The organism is Enterococcus sp. R12 (assembly GCF_058135755.1).
Window position 1 is genome coordinate 780099 of record NZ_CM176874.1, and the last position, 14721, is coordinate 794819.

The 14721-nt window shown below is 39.4% G+C and carries 14 protein-coding genes; 7 read left to right on the plus strand and 7 right to left on the minus strand.

The genetic code is table 11. The annotated features are described in order from the left end of the window. Positions 1 to 141: 141 nt before the first annotated feature. The 4 genes from ACTW1R_RS03590 to ACTW1R_RS03605 all read right to left on the minus strand — a co-directional run bounded on the left by ACTW1R_RS03590 (position 142) and on the right by ACTW1R_RS03605 (position 3377). A complete protein-coding gene (locus ACTW1R_RS03590; protein ID WP_016610497.1) occupies positions 142 to 492 on the minus strand; it encodes a hypothetical protein in 351 nt (116 codons plus the stop codon). Beyond that, positions 482 to 721, minus strand: coding sequence for a helix-turn-helix transcriptional regulator (locus ACTW1R_RS03595; RefSeq protein WP_015509117.1), 240 nt, complete (start codon positions 719 to 721; stop codon positions 482 to 484). The genes ACTW1R_RS03590 and ACTW1R_RS03595 overlap by 11 nt, the downstream gene beginning before the upstream one ends. A gap of 148 nt (positions 722 to 869) precedes the next feature. Beyond that, on the minus strand, positions 870 to 1190 hold the full coding sequence (locus ACTW1R_RS03600) for a DMT family transporter (RefSeq protein WP_015509118.1): 321 nt from the start codon (positions 1188 to 1190) through the stop codon (positions 870 to 872). Positions 1191 to 1442: 252 nt separating this feature from the next. Beyond that, positions 1443 to 3377 (minus strand): BglG family transcription antiterminator, encoded by a 1935-nt coding sequence (locus ACTW1R_RS03605; protein WP_325837130.1) that lies wholly within the window; start codon positions 3375 to 3377, stop codon positions 1443 to 1445. 247 nt (positions 3378 to 3624) lie between these two features. Between ACTW1R_RS03605 and ACTW1R_RS03610 the strand changes: the two genes are divergently transcribed. The 4 genes from ACTW1R_RS03610 to mngB all read left to right on the plus strand — a co-directional run bounded on the left by ACTW1R_RS03610 (position 3625) and on the right by mngB (position 8464). Then, positions 3625 to 4086, plus strand: coding sequence for a PTS sugar transporter subunit IIA (locus tag ACTW1R_RS03610; protein WP_151195690.1), 462 nt, complete (start codon positions 3625 to 3627; stop codon positions 4084 to 4086). Continuing rightward, positions 4083 to 4406, plus strand: coding sequence for a PTS fructose transporter subunit IIB (locus ACTW1R_RS03615; protein WP_005237427.1), 324 nt, complete (start codon positions 4083 to 4085; stop codon positions 4404 to 4406). The genes ACTW1R_RS03610 and ACTW1R_RS03615 overlap by 4 nt, the downstream gene beginning before the upstream one ends. Positions 4407 to 4424: 18 nt before the next feature. Further along, entirely contained in the window at positions 4425 to 5525 is a 1101-nt protein-coding gene (locus ACTW1R_RS03620) for a PTS fructose transporter subunit IIC (protein ID WP_034858185.1), read from the plus strand. A 263-nt stretch (positions 5526 to 5788) separates the two neighbouring features. Then, positions 5789 to 8464, plus strand: a complete 2676-nt coding sequence (gene mngB / locus ACTW1R_RS03625; protein WP_271815053.1) for a mannosylglycerate hydrolase — start codon at positions 5789 to 5791, stop codon at positions 8462 to 8464. 158 nt (positions 8465 to 8622) lie between these two features. On the opposite strand, the gene ACTW1R_RS03630 is transcribed toward mngB, so the two are convergent. Together ACTW1R_RS03630 and ACTW1R_RS03635 are read right to left on the minus strand one after the other, a co-directional pair. Beyond that, complete coding sequence (locus ACTW1R_RS03630; RefSeq protein ID WP_271815052.1) at positions 8623 to 9714, minus strand: SGNH/GDSL hydrolase family protein; 1092 nt, start codon at positions 9712 to 9714, stop codon at positions 8623 to 8625. Positions 9715 to 9725: 11 nt separating this feature from the next. Beyond that, positions 9726 to 11135, minus strand: coding sequence for a PTS transporter subunit EIIC (locus ACTW1R_RS03635; RefSeq protein ID WP_489927413.1), 1410 nt, complete (start codon positions 11133 to 11135; stop codon positions 9726 to 9728). A gap of 156 nt (positions 11136 to 11291) precedes the next feature. Between ACTW1R_RS03635 and ACTW1R_RS03640 the strand changes: the two genes are divergently transcribed. Both ACTW1R_RS03640 and ACTW1R_RS03645 read left to right on the plus strand, forming a co-directional pair. Beyond that, positions 11292 to 12008 (plus strand): GntR family transcriptional regulator, encoded by a 717-nt coding sequence (locus ACTW1R_RS03640; RefSeq protein WP_271815050.1) that lies wholly within the window; start codon positions 11292 to 11294, stop codon positions 12006 to 12008. Positions 12009 to 12216: 208 nt separating this feature from the next. Continuing rightward, complete coding sequence (locus ACTW1R_RS03645) at positions 12217 to 12645, plus strand: GNAT family N-acetyltransferase (protein ID WP_261223867.1); 429 nt, start codon at positions 12217 to 12219, stop codon at positions 12643 to 12645. Positions 12646 to 12729: 84 nt separating this feature from the next. Here ACTW1R_RS03645 and ACTW1R_RS03650 read toward each other — a convergent pair whose 3' ends face one another. Beyond that, complete coding sequence (locus ACTW1R_RS03650; protein ID WP_271815049.1) at positions 12730 to 13557, minus strand: LysR family transcriptional regulator; 828 nt, start codon at positions 13555 to 13557, stop codon at positions 12730 to 12732. A 150-nt stretch (positions 13558 to 13707) separates the two neighbouring features. Here ACTW1R_RS03650 and ACTW1R_RS03655 point away from each other — a divergent pair, with 150 nt between their 5' ends. Beyond that, positions 13708 to 14676, plus strand: a complete 969-nt coding sequence (locus tag ACTW1R_RS03655) for a TDT family transporter (protein ID WP_115231910.1) — start codon at positions 13708 to 13710, stop codon at positions 14674 to 14676. Positions 14677 to 14721 lie beyond the last annotated feature (45 nt).

Here is a 14721-nt window from a genome sequence, read left to right on the forward strand (position 1 = left end):
ACTGCAAACAATTTTCGACTGTGACGATTGTTTGCAGTTTTTCTGCTTTACTTCTGCGAATAAAAAGTGAGTGATCTATGAACAGGTACTGATCACAGAAAAAAAACTCGGTTCCCATCTTAAAGGGACCGAGTTTGTTTTTTATAAAAATTGTTTTCTATACTGATAAACCAAACTCAGCCCACTCACTATAAAAGCCAGAGCATACTTGTAAAGGAAAAACTGATTCCACATGTAATCTTTTGGAAAGAGAATGTCTAAAAAGACGATCGTTAGCAGCATCGCATTCACGGAGATGTAATAAATTTTTTGCGAATGTTCATCTTCTTTGCCAATTTTTTTAGTGTAAACATAAACCAAAGCAATGCCAAAAATCAGTAAAAGCATACCGATACCTAGCAATAGGTTCCAGTTGGCATTAGAATATTCTGCCCAAGTTTTCAGACGGTAAAATAATGCGCTGGGAATATCTGAAAGTGATTTAATGACCATATTTCCTCTCTCCTTCTGTATAAGTAAATAAATCTGTGATGTCCACTTGAAAAACGTTCGCTAGACGATAGGCTAATAAAAGCGTTGGCGTATAGTTGCCTTTTTCCATGACAAAAATCGTTTGTTTTGAAACACCTACTTTGTCCGCAAGTTCTTGCTGAGTAAGCCTAGCTAACACCCGATATTCATATACTTTATTAGCAATAGAGTCGCCAAAATCTTCCTTCAAACGATCACCTCCCAAAATCATTGTAAACCATAGTTATATAAAAGTAAAGTTTAATTATACTAAAGCTAACTATATCTATACTGAAACTGAATGAATTGCCATAAAATAGCCGCCAGAAATGAACTGACGGCTGTTTTTTTAGATATCATCAATGTCCGCTGGTAAACTTGATGCCCAAAATCCCGACTATTAATAAAGCAACGAACACCCAAGTCAGAAGGGATAGCTGGTCTTTGAAGAACACGACGCCGATAATGATCGAACCAACTGCGCCTATCCCTGTCCAAACGGGGTAAGCAATACTTAATGGTAAGTTTTTTACCGCTAAAGCCAGGAAGCCAAAGCTGAAAATCATTCCGAGTAGTGTAGAGACACTATACCAAAAGTGGGTAAATCCATTACTTAGCTTCATAGTCGAAGCCCATACCACTTCAAAAAAACCGCCTAAAAATAAATACATCCATGTCATATACTTTTTCCTCCTCAAAAAAAAATAAGCATCCAGTAAACTCTTCAAGGACCTAATGAGTTTACCAAACACTTCTATCACCCGGTGGTGGTTTGGATATTGAATTAATGTAACAATAATAAAATCTTAGCTGAAAAGGGAGGGATTGTCAAACTCTCCCTTTTCAGCTAAGATTTTCATTTACTAACCATAGTTTGCATGCATTTCACAAAAATTAGAATCAACAAAAGGAGCTGGATTCCCCAGCTCCTTTTATAATTGCTTTATACAGCTCAAAAAGTGGTGATAGTCACTTTTTTGCAGGATTGCTTGTTGAATATCTTCACGATCCATCAACTCTAATAAAAGACTATAGATTTCTTCGGTATCTTCATATTCGTCTTTTTGAATCGCAAAGAGAAAGACGAATTTAACCAAATCACCATTTCCCCAATCAACGCCATCAGGAATGATCGCCACTGAAACGGCTGAGCGTTTTGCCATCAATGTCATGGGATGGGGGATAGCAAGCCACTCGTTAATATTAGTCTGATTGATTGCTTCTCGTTTTTTCACACTGTCATAAAAATCTTGGGGCACAAAATCTTTTTGGTACAGTTGCTGCGCCATTTTCTTTAGTAAGGTTTCTTTATCTGCATGATTTTCATGAAGAAAAAATGCTTTTTGAAACAATGAATAGATGCCGTCTTTTGTTTCACTGAGCGTTTCAATGAACGGTTCGATTTTGCCAATTTCTTTATCTAGCTTGGCCATGTTGATGTAAATAGAAGGAACCGAGAACTGTTCTAATGGAACGGTTGTGATCACAAAATCAATCGCAGAAAGATCACATTGTTGTAGCTCGACGTAAGAAAAGCGATCAACGACTTCGATCGTTTCTTGATAGTGCTTGATAACTTTCGCTTCAATAATACGACTCATAGCTCGACCGGTTCCGCAAACAAGGATGACGCGATGTTTATGATGATTTCTGATAGAACTCCTTTCCATAGCACCTGCGATGTGCAAAGCGATATAGCCGATCTCATCAGGAGAAAAATAAAAACCGTGTTTCAGGCTTACCGTTTCTAAATGGGTCAAGCATAAATCATAAGCCTGTGGAAAAGATTTCTTGATTGTTGCCAGCAATGGATTGCTACGGCGTGCATCCATTAGATTCATATTGATAAAGCCCTCAATATGAGATGTCAGATCTTCTATTAGCATCTTGTCTGTTTCTAATGCATAGTTTGCCGTCTGTTTGATCGCAGTTAATAATTCTTCCACAATGGCTTTCGCAGTTTTCGTGGAAGAATCGCTTGCATCACCTGTTTCAACTAAACGTGGTGCATTCATCGCAAGATAGTAAATGAAGTATTGTTTTTCTCCAGCAGTCAATTGTATATCAAATGCATGATCGATTTCTTCTAAGAAGTGACCTACAACTTTCTGGGCGTCTTTTTTGAGCGCGGGCACGTGCAAGGGAAATTCGTTGATATGATGACCGGCTATAAAGCGACTGATTGCTAAAGCAAAATGAGAAAGAATGTTTTTATGATAGTAGTCAGAGTCTAATAAGTCTAAGGGTGTCAGATGATTTAATGACAATTCTTGCAAGCGGGTCAGATCAATCGTATCAAACAACTCAAGTTCCATTTCCGTGAAGCCGACCAAATACTCTTGGAGATCTTTTTCAATCAACAGATCACTGATTGCTTGGCGTTTAGCGAATTCGTTACCCAAGACTTCAAAACCAATATTTGGACGATTTACTATTTTTAATTGATAGGTCGCTAAATTGTCTCGAGCCGTTTTTAAGTATGAGTAAAAGGTGTTTTTACTAATAAATAATCGATCAAGAAAATCATCTAAGGATAAAGGGTTTTCATTCTTAAACAAAAGGAAAAGTAGATAGGCTTGTCGTTCTTCACTCGTAGTTAGAAAGGACTCGGTAGTCGACATACTTTCAGTCCACCAGTCATGAAATTGTTCTTTTGAACCAATAGACAACAAATAGCCTTGCCCTCGAATCAACTTGATGGAGGCACCCACATTTGTTAACAAATCATTCAAATTTGCAATGTCGGTCCGAACCGTTCGCTCAGAAATCGAGAAGCTTTTCGTTAACTCCTTCATTGGTAGCGGCGCCGTTTGTCTAGTTAATACTTCCATTAGATCATCTAATCGTTGATAAGCAAGTTTTGACACTTGTTTCACCTCCGTGCTCTTTCTCATCATACAATAGAAAGAATAAGAATGAAATGCTTCACCAGTACCGAAAATTTCCAGAAGAGTTGGCAATCATTTTGGAAAACGCTTTACTAATGATTGCCACTTGAATTGGAAATTTGTTGTGTTTACATCGTGAATCAGAAACCGTAAATTAAACGTGTACAGAAAATAAACCACACGAATTACGCTAATGGTTTCATAATATAGGAAAGGAGCAGATGAGATGGATTTTCAGGAAAAAAATATTCTCTTGAATGTGGCTGTTACATCAAAAGAAGAACTGTTTCACGTAATTGCGCATCATGCCTATGAATCAGGTATCGTTACCAATGCAGTAGATACATGTGCGGCATTCATTGAACGGGAAGCACAATATTCAACCGGCTTACAAGAAGGCTTTGCTATTCCACATGCAAAAGCTGAACCGGTTTTGGAACCGACCGTTTTGTTTATTCGTTTAGAGCAAGCCATCGAATGGGAAACCTTCGATGATTCGGCAGTCAAAAATGTGTTTGCTTTGATGGTTCCTAAAAAAGATGAAGGAACGGTGCATCTGCAAATGTTGAGCCGCCTAGCAACTGCATTGCTTGAAGAGACATTCACTCAGCAGATTCAACAATCAGAAGACAAAGCTTATTTAGCAGAATTGATCAAAAAGGAAATGATGGGAGAGAAAATTGTATGAAAATAGTAGGAATTTCCGCCTGTCCAGCAGGATTGGCACATACACCGATGGCGGCAAAAGCTTTAGAAAAAGCTGGTGCGAAACTTGGCTATGAGGTCAAGATCGAACAGCAAGGCTCGTTAGGGCAAGTAAATGAGATCACTGCAGCCGAAGCAAAAGAAGCAGATTTCTTGCTTTTAGCGACTGACCAAAAAGTTGTTGGGATGGAACGGTTTGAAGGAAAACCGCAAATTCGAGTAAATATCAATACGTGTATCAAAGCACCGGAAGCGGTGCTGAAGAAATGTGTAGCTGCTGTTGAACAAAGAAACGCAAACTAAAGGAAAGAGGCAAGGATGATGAAAAGAGTTCTAGCAGATTTAAAAGGCCACTTGATGAGTGGAATTAGTTTTGTACTGCCATTGATTATTGGTGCTTCACTGGTTGTTGCCATTCCGAAAATGATTGCTCTTGGTATGGGAATCACAAGCTTAGATCCATATGCTGACACGGAAGGCTTTAAACATGCGCTTTATTTGATTGAACAAGTAGGGTGGACAGGAATCGGCTTGATCAATACTGTCTTGGCTGGTTTTATCGCGTATTCTGTTGGAGATAAGGCTGCGCTAGGTGCCGGCTTTATCGGTGGTGCGGTCGCTTCTAGTACCAATGCTGGGTTTTTAGGGGCAGTTATTGCTGGGTTCTTAGCAGGATACTTAGTGAAGTGGGCGAAAGAACATATCAACTTACCGGAGTCGTTTGCTGGTGTAATGCCGCTGGTAATTTTACCCTTGATTGCTACATTGTCCGTAGCAATCGTCATGGGCGCTTTACTCTCTGAGCCATTGGCGTGGATCAATACTAGTTTGGTTGAATGGATCCGAACCATGATTGAAAATGACGTTAACAAAATTTTACTGGCAGTCATCATGGGGGCAATGATTGGCTCTGACTTAGGGGGACCTGTAAACAAAGCTGCTTGGATGGCAGGAAATGTGTTACTAGCGGAAGGGGTCTATTTGCCAGCCATCATCGTGAACGTTGCGATTTGTGCGGTACCATTTGGATATGCCTTAGCAACTTTGTTCCACAAAAATCGATTCAACAAAGAGCTACTGGATGCTGGGCGTAATAACTTTATTATGGGGTTCATCGGAATCACAGAAGGAGCAATTCCTTTTACATTAGTCAATCCATTACGACTTGTGCCGATCAACATGTTGGGAGGTGCAATCGCTTCTGGTTTGGGGATCGCATTAGGAATGTATGACAAAATGCCGCCAGTTGGGGGAATCTACGGCTTCTTCACTGTTGGAAACGGTTGGGCGTATTTGATTGGACTATTTGCAGGAGCAGCCTTCATCGGTTTTGTCGCGCCTTTATTCGTGAATTTCAATAAGCAAGAAGAACAAACAGAAGATATTGCCCTCGATGATATTGAAGTGAGCTTTGAAAATTAAGCAACAAGGCTGATTAGCTAAATAGTAGCAAAAGAAAAGGCACGAGCAGGTGATTTTTCAAGAACGTTTTAAGGTATCTGACAAGGACAAGACTTGGGGAAGAAAACAAGAGTATTTGAAGAGAAACGATTTTCAAAATTCGAAGCATTTATGTAAGGATCAAATTATGCGTACCAGATGGTAAAAAAATTGAGAAAAATTAATAGGCACGAACGACACCCATCGTTACGTGCCTTTTTTAATCACGGGAGAGGAATGATTGAATGAAAAAAACAGTACATGTCGTACCCCACAGTCATTGGGATCGCGAATGGTATTTTACGACGAGTCGCTCGAAAATCTATTTGATGCACGATCTAAAAAACGTCATTGAACAACTAGAAAAGGATGATCCTTATGAAAGTTTCATTTTAGATGGACAGGCTTCTCTGTTAGATGATTACTTGAAATGGCGCCCACAGGACAAAGAAAGGATTCAACAACTTGTTCAACAAGGGAAATTGATCATTGGCCCATGGTACACACAAACCGATCAATTAGTGATCTCGGGAGAAAGCATTGTTCGAAATATGTTATATGGCATGAAAATTTGTGAAGCATTCGGAACCTACATGAATGTCGGCTATGTGCCAGATTCTTTCGGACAAGCAGCTAGTATGCCACAAATCTATCGTGAGTTTGGTATCACTGACACGATGTTTTGGCGCGGTGTCAGTGATGACGATGTTAAACACACAGAGTACAAATGGCGTGGAGAAGATGGTTCTGTGGTCAATGTTTACCAGATCCCAAGTGGGTACTACATTGGCGGTGCCATTCCTGAACGAGAAGCAGAATTAGCAGAGTTTTTACATCAAGAACCGTTTAAAACAACTTGGGGACGCAGTGCAACGGATCAAGTGTATTTTCCAAATGGTTTCGACCAAGCACCAGTTAGAGAAAATCTTCCAGAATTAGTTGATCGAATGAATCAATTGTATCAGGATGAGTATGAGTTACAATTTTCAACGATTGAAAAATACATTGCTGCGGTCAAAGCACGCCATCCTGAGTTGGAAGAAATCGCTGGTGAACTGATCAACGGCAAATTGATGCGAATCCACAAAACGATTTTTTCTTCACGTCCTGATTTGAAGGCGATGAACACTCAGATCCAACATTACTTAGTCAATGTCATGGAGCCTATCTTAACCATGGCTATGCAATTAGGATTTGAGTACCCCGTGGAAACAGTCATAGAGATTTGGAAGTTAATGTTTGAAAATGCGGCGCATGATTCGATTGGTTCTTGTGTTTCTGATACGACCAACGAAGATATCTATATGCGCTATAAGCAAGCGCGAGATATTTCTATGAATCTTGTCGAATTGACGTTACGACAGATTTCTACTGCAATCAACAACCCACAAGCAAAAGAAATTACTTTTACGCTTTTCAATACCTATGACACAAAACGTAATGGGGTGATCGAAGCAGAGATTTATTTGCCGCAAAAAGATTTTGCGATCCTTGACCAGTCAGGTCAGGCGTTACCTTATACGATTTTAGAGCTTACCGACCAAACGGAGTATGTGTTGAATCAGGGGAACATATTAGATCCAGTCAAGGAGATCTATTTGCCGGAGAAAGTCTATAAAGCAAAGATTGCCATAGAAACGACTGACGTGCCGAGTATGGGGTATACCCAGCTGACAATTGATTTAAAAGGTGATACAAGCGCACCATTGCAGGAGATTACAACCAATACGATCGAAAATGAGTACTATCAGATCACTGTCAATAGCAATGGCTCGTTAGATATTCTAGATAAAACCAATCAGGTGCTTTATCAAAATCAAGGGATCATTGAAGAAAATGGCGACGATGGTGATTCATTCAATTATTCACCACCTGTGAAAGATTTTGTGATTTCATCAATTGATGCGCAACCAACGATCTCGATTCAGCAATCAGCAATCTACCAAAAGATTGATGTGGCATTCACGCTGAGGGTTCCGAAGGATTTAGCTGAACGTGCAGAAAAGAAGGTCTCGGCTTCACTACCGATCCAATTGACGATCGTGTTGAAAAAACAATCGCAACAAATTGATTTCAACTTAACGGTTGAAAACCAACAAGTGGATAGTCATCGGGTATGTGTGCTATTTGATACCGGAATTGCCTCGAAATTTTCGCTGGCTGACCAACAGTTTGGTACGTTGCAGCGCCCTGTTGTGTTTGAAAAAGAAATGGCTCTTTGGGAAGCTAATAAAGAGCAATGGAATGAGCAGCCGATCGCCATAGAAACTTGTCAATCGTTTGTCGGTTTATTCGATGCATCCCATGGCGTAGCAGTCATGCCCAAGGGTGTACGTGAATATGAGATCGTGGGCAAAGCGTTTAATACGATTCGCCTAACGATTTTCCGAACCTATGGCTTCATGGGGAAAGAGAATCTACTGTATCGACCAGGGCGTGCTTCAGGAGAATCAGTGATTGCGACACCAGCTGCACAGTGCCACAAAACGATGCACTTTGATTTCTCTGTTGCTTACTTTGCTCAAGGATTTGATCAAGCAAATGTTGCACAACGTGCCAAACAAGCAGTAACACCGATCACTATTTATCAAACCGCAGAATTCCTGAATTCCCGCTTGATTTTTACTTTAGGACCGGTTGAACCAACCTTACCGGCAAACTTTAGTCTTTTTGAGATCAATGGCAATCTGACCCTGAGTGTATTGAAAAAAGCCGAAGATCGTCCAGGTTATATTTTTCGCCTATACAATGGGCTTTTAGATGAATGTGGACACGCGACGATCACATTCAATCATCCAGTGAATGTAGTAGAAACAGTCGATTTAAAAGAAGCTACAAAAGAAGCACTTGTTGTGGAAAAGAATGTAGTCACTCTTGAAAAAATAGGCCACGCAAAATTTGTGACATTGTATGTAGAGTAATTGCTAGTGATCGAGAGTAAGGATATTCAAACACAGAGTTGAAGAAAATTCATACTTAAAAGGTCAACCTCCCGTATACATTTTAACCAGATGTGTACGGGAGGTATGTTTTATTTTCGACTATTTTTAGCAGTCTTTTTTATTGAGAGTCTATCAATTCATAGCAATGACAAGTAAAGAATTTTCTCAGCCACAGCTTTTCCTAAAATTTCCCCTCCAGTTTGAGAAAAATGCAGATGATCCCCCGAATCAAATACAGAAGCTAATCTTGTTATATCAGAAGGATCTCTTACCATATCATTGATATCGATCGTATTTTCTTGCGTCATTAACCATTGATTAAACGCAGTTCGGATAGCTTCTTTTTCCTCGGTCCAACTCGGCTTTCCTTGGTTGTAAGAATAGTTAAAAGGGGGAAGCGTGAGAGGAACAAACGGAATTTCGGCTTTTTTTGCCAGACTTATTAGAACTTTGTAGTGTTTGATCAACTCCTCTTTGGTAGGTAATTCTGAAAGTGGAGAGCCCGTTCCTGGATGAAATAAGTCATTTAACCCAATCAATGAAACGATCATATCTGGCTTTTGATCCACGGCATCTTCTTGGAACCTGTTTATCCCAGCAACCCCAAAGCTGTCTTTCCAACGAGAAATCCCTGAACCTGCACATGTCAGACGGTTACCTGATATGCCAGCATTAAAGCTTGTTGCAACCAGACCACATTTATTTAGATTGTCGATGACATTATCACTAAAATATCCTTGATTCGTTAAAGAGTCGCCGAAAAAAGCAATGACTTTTGCATCAACTTTCGTTTCTAGAGCAACTGAAGTAATACCAAAAATAAAGTTATTGGTTTCTCTTATATTCGAACGGACTAATTGATCAGACAGTAAGTTTGCCGAGGAAGATACTCGATTGATCTCGTTAGAAAATAATGCTTCTATCAGAATATCGGCTCCTTTGGTTACTGAAAAATCAATGTCATCTGTCCATAAAGTGGCCCCAGCTGGGACAATGAATTGTGGTCGATTATCTAAGGTAATAACACTAGATTGTTGGTTTCCCGGATCACTACTGATTTTTATCGACTCTACGTTTAAATCAAAAGAATCATAGCGGTTACAAAGTTCGAGTGCTAATCGTTTTCCAGAAAGCGGCTGCTTGATTCTCAAACGTAATTTACGTCCATTAGGAGAAAAGTTTAGTACTTGGTAATTAGAAAATACTTGATGCCAAATTATTTTTTTCATCATATATCACCTTACAGTTCATCTGCAGCTTTCATTTTATCATTGAAACCAAAAAGCCAAGTCAAAAGAAAGGATAGCAAAAATGTTCCTATATGAGAGAGTAGATAAGCATAGAAGTTGTTATCGATCCCTGCAACCGGGTTGATAAAAGAGGCAAAGCCTATAACCCCACCTGCGAATCCATAGTTGACCAAGTGAAGGAAGCCTGCTAGAGCACCACCAAAAATATTTGAAAGGGTCACGAGATAGAAAACTTTTTTGTATTTTAGTAGAATACCATAGATTGCCGGTTCGCCAACACCGCATATTTGTGAAAGAGTGGCAGCAAAGGCAACTTGTTTTAGTTGAGCTTTTTTTGTTTTTAATGCAATCGAGCACGTTGCACCCGCAATACCCATCATCAATACAGACGAGAAGGCATTCATCATACTAAATCCGTTGACAGTTAAATCGTTGACGATGATCGGAATCAATGGCCAGTGCATGCCGAAGACCACTAAGACTGGAAAAAGTGCGCAATAGACGGCTCCGCCAATAATCGTGTTAAAGTCAAAAATGGTACTAATTCCGAATGCAAGCCCATCACTAATAATCGTTATGATTGGTCCGATGATAAGAAGAACGGCTAAGCTTAGTACCAGAACTTCAACGATTGGTGACACAATGGAAGAAATCACGAGAGGAACAATTTTCTTTAAAAACTTTTCAACATACGTTGCTAACCAAGCAGCGACCAGAATAGGGAAAACCGAAGCTGTATAATTCATAATGGGGAATTCTATGCCAAAAATAGCGACCTTCGCAGCTGTACTTGAAGCAATAGTGACTATATTTGGATGAATGAGTATCGCACCCACGACTGCCAGAACAATAGGATTCACCTTTAATTTTTGAGCCGCAGTAAAACCTAAGATGACAGGCAAAAAATAAAAAATGCCATCTGCAATCGTGTTAATCAATAGATAAGATTGCGAACTATCTTGTAATAAATCAAACGTCACCAACGAAGCTTGTAATCCTTTGATTATTCCAGCTCCTGCAAGAAGACCGATGACGGGCATCATTGAACCTGTAATTATGCCAATAAACTGATTGAAGCCATTTCGAAATAGCTGAAGAAAATCACTATTGGAATCATTTTCCACCACTCCTTCTGTAGAATCAAAGGCTTGATCATTGTTTAACTGGCGCATTACTTCCTCGTAAATAGCATTTACTTTGTTTCCAACAACCACCTGATATTGTCCTTGGGCTTCTACGACGCCCATTACACCATCCAACTCTTTTATCTTATTTGTATCGGCTTTCTCTTTGTCCACTAGATAGAAACGAACACGTGTAATGCAGTGGATTACATTTTTGATATTATGTTTTCCACCAACGTACTCAATCATGTACTCTGCTAACTGTTTGTCACTCATACTAAAACCTCCTCATTTCTTTATTTGTTTTAACCGGTTACGCTCATTTTAAATTTGTTTAAACAAATAATCAAGTATTTGTTTAAACAAATTTAAGTTTTTTGTATAGGTAGAATGATATCATGCTATAATTAACTGAAAGAGTGAGGTGGAACTATGGTGAACAAGTTTCGGGATATATATGACACTTTGAAAAATGAAATTAATGAGGGACTCTATAACGATACAATGGTTTTACCGACCGAAATGGCGTTAATTGAGCGATTTGGTACTAGCAGAAATACAGTTCGCCGAGCGATTCAACTGCTTAATGAAGATGGATTGGTTTATAGTGTGAAAGGAAGAGGGGTAGTGATTCTTGAAAGAATCGAGATTGACAAGAAGTCATTCAAGGTAGGAAATTTTCAAGGATTGAAGGCACTATCCTCAGATACTGAGGTCGAAAAAAAAACAATTGTGCAAGAATTTCGCGAGTTGACTGTTGATGATTCATTAGCAAAAAAAATTTCATTTCCGGTTGGTGAAAGAGTATACCTTGTGAAACGATTACGAATCATTGATGGGAAAGCGATGATGTCAGATACGAGTTATTTCAAAAAAAGTATCGTTAAGGGACTTAATGAGAAAATCATAGCCGGATCAATCTACGACCATATCAAACAAAACTTAGATTTTAAAATCGCTGCATCAAAGTCCATTATGAAAGTTGAGTCTGCAAAAGATTCTGACTTTAAAGAATTAGCTTTAGGAAAAAATAATTGTGTGGGGATACTGGAAAATGCGGTCTATAATGATATGGGAAAATTATTTGAATATACGACCATCAGGTATATACCTAACGAGTACGCACTCATTTCATTTGATCAGACGTAAATATTGATTTAGCAAAATAACTTGAAGGAATTTAGCAAGCGGGAAAAAGATAGTGAAAACAATAAGGTGATCGCTAGTATACTGTCTGTATATTTCCGTTTTCTATTGTGGTTGCACAAAGCGACTACTTACCATTTTTCCAAGTTGAAAATGAAATTAAACTTTCTAAAGAAATGACCGAACCAAAAGCAAAAGACAGGAGAATATCATGAAAATTAGAGCCGCAGCATTGTCTGATCATAAAGAACTAGCTCATTTGTCGAAAGTACTAGGCTATCCAATCGAAGAAGAAGTATTGATCGAGGGTTTAAAGAGGATCATAGCTGAGGAGGACCATCTCTTGCTTGTTGCCGAAATAAAGGGAAAAGCAGTTGGGATGATTGAAGCACAGCCGTATTCAACAGTTTATTCTGCTGGGCAATTTTTTAATGTCCTAGGTTTGGTAGTGGATGATCAAGTGCAAAAGCAAGGCGTTGGCGGGAAACTACTGTCGGCAATTGAAGAAGAAGCCCGACAGCGAGGAATGCAAGGCATTCGATTAAATTCGAATGTTAAACGCCATGCTGCTCACAGGTTTTATGAAAACCATGGCTATCATAGCAGTCATGAACAGAAACGGTTTATCAAGGAATTATAAAAATACAAAGACGCTGGAGGAGTGACAAACGACACTCCAGCGTCTTTTTTTATATTCACTTTAATTGGTTCAAAAGATTAATATTTATGGAATCAATGCCAACAACAGCCGTTTAATCTCCTCATAAACCTCTCCGGTTTCCGGCGTCACACGTTGACGATTCTGAATGATAAAAAGATCACGATAGCGGTACTCTGGATCAAGTTCCTGCCAAGGCAACCCTTCTGGTAATGAAAGTTTCGAGATGATCGATTTGCCGATGTTTTGTTTTAATAGGGACAAAATCACTTCACTGTTATTGGCTTTGAAGATTTGCGGATGCAGGTGCTGTGCGTACAGATAGGTTTCGTTAATGTAATACATCCCCGAGTCGTTTTCTCGCAAGACCCAAAAATCAGAAGCGAGGTTGCCTGCTAACACCAATTCATCGCGATAAACGAATTCTTTTTGGATCAATGGCGAAACGATTGATTTTTCGATCAGGCCGATATGGGCTTTGTTTGATTCGACGGCATCGATCACTTCTTGCGAATTCATGATTTTGATTTCAAAGGCAAATGTTGGAAATTCTGCAATCAGCTGTGCCATGATGCTGGGCAGTAAGTAAACGGCGGTGGTATTCGAACAAGCGAGCACACACGCTGTTTTAAAATTTTTGGTGTCTTTGGCTTGCGAAAAAATAGTGGACAAAGAGCGGAGGGACTCGACCACACGAGGATACAAAAACTCCGCTTGGCTAGTGGGTAAAATCAATTGTTTTCCTTTACGTTCAAAAAGTTTAAAGCCAAGTTCCGCCTCTAATCGTTGGATTTGTAAGGAGATCGTTGGCTGAGTTTTATAGAGCTGTTTGGCGGCAAGACTAAAGTTTCTCGTTTCATAAACAACAATGAAGGTTTTGAGCAATTCAATCATTTTGCGGACTCCTTTATTATTAATAAAATTTATAATTAGTATTTAAAAGTACAATTTTACAAATAGTTATCAGGTGATTATAGTATAAGTGTAGAGAAAAAAGAAAGCAAATTTAATTGAAATTTTCATACGTTTAGAAAGGATGAGTTGATGAAAACATCGATCCAGCATTTTTTACATTCATTGCCAATCCCGATTTGCGGCTTGATTTTAGGCACTGTGTCTTTGGGGAATTTATTGTATTCAGAAGGAATGGAGACGGTTGGAAATGCGTTTTGCACCCTTGGTATTTTCATCATGGGGCTCTTCCTTCTGAAAGTATGCTTTACATTTAAGCACACGATGTCAGAGTTGCAAAACCCAATCGTTGCTTCGGTGGCGCCGACCTTTACGATGGCGCTGATGGTGATCTCCACTGTTTTTGAACGGGTCATTCCCAATGCAGTGGTGAATGATCTGCTCTGGTGGGGGGCTATCGGCTTACATTTTGCTTTAATGATCTATTTTGTTGTCGTGCATATCTTGCCTGTCGACCTTTCGCTGGAATACATTTATCCAAGCTGGTTTATTACCTTCGTCGGGATTGGCGTCATTCCCAATACTTCTGCTGTCTTTTTTAAAGAGCTAGGAGAAGTGATCGTCTGGATCGCATTGGTATTGTATTTTGCGCTTTTGCCGATTATTTTAAAGCGAATCGTCCATCAAAAGCTGACGGAACGGGCGGCAGTTCCATTGATCACGATTTTAACAGCACCAGGTTCTCTTTGCTTAGCAGGTTACCTTTCCGTATTTGAACAAGGCTCTGCTTGGTTTGTCGCCTTTATGCTGTTATTGTCACAAACGATTTATTTCTGTGTCGTCGCTTATATGAAAAACATGCTGGCAGTCGGGTTTTACCCAAGCTATGCGGCATTTACGTTTCCTCTTGTGATCTCGGCGACTGCAATGTTCAAATCAGCACTGTTTTTTGCAAATCACCCACTGATATTTGGGTTTCTACAAGCCTTAACGATTATTGAAACCAGCTTTGCCGTGATCGTCGTCAGCTATGTGTTAGGAAAATATGCTGTTCATTTGTATCAGCAAACCAAAGCCCTGATTGCCGATCATAGTTACTAAGAAAGTACAAAAAATCATCCATTTTTCAAGAAAATGCGTAATCTA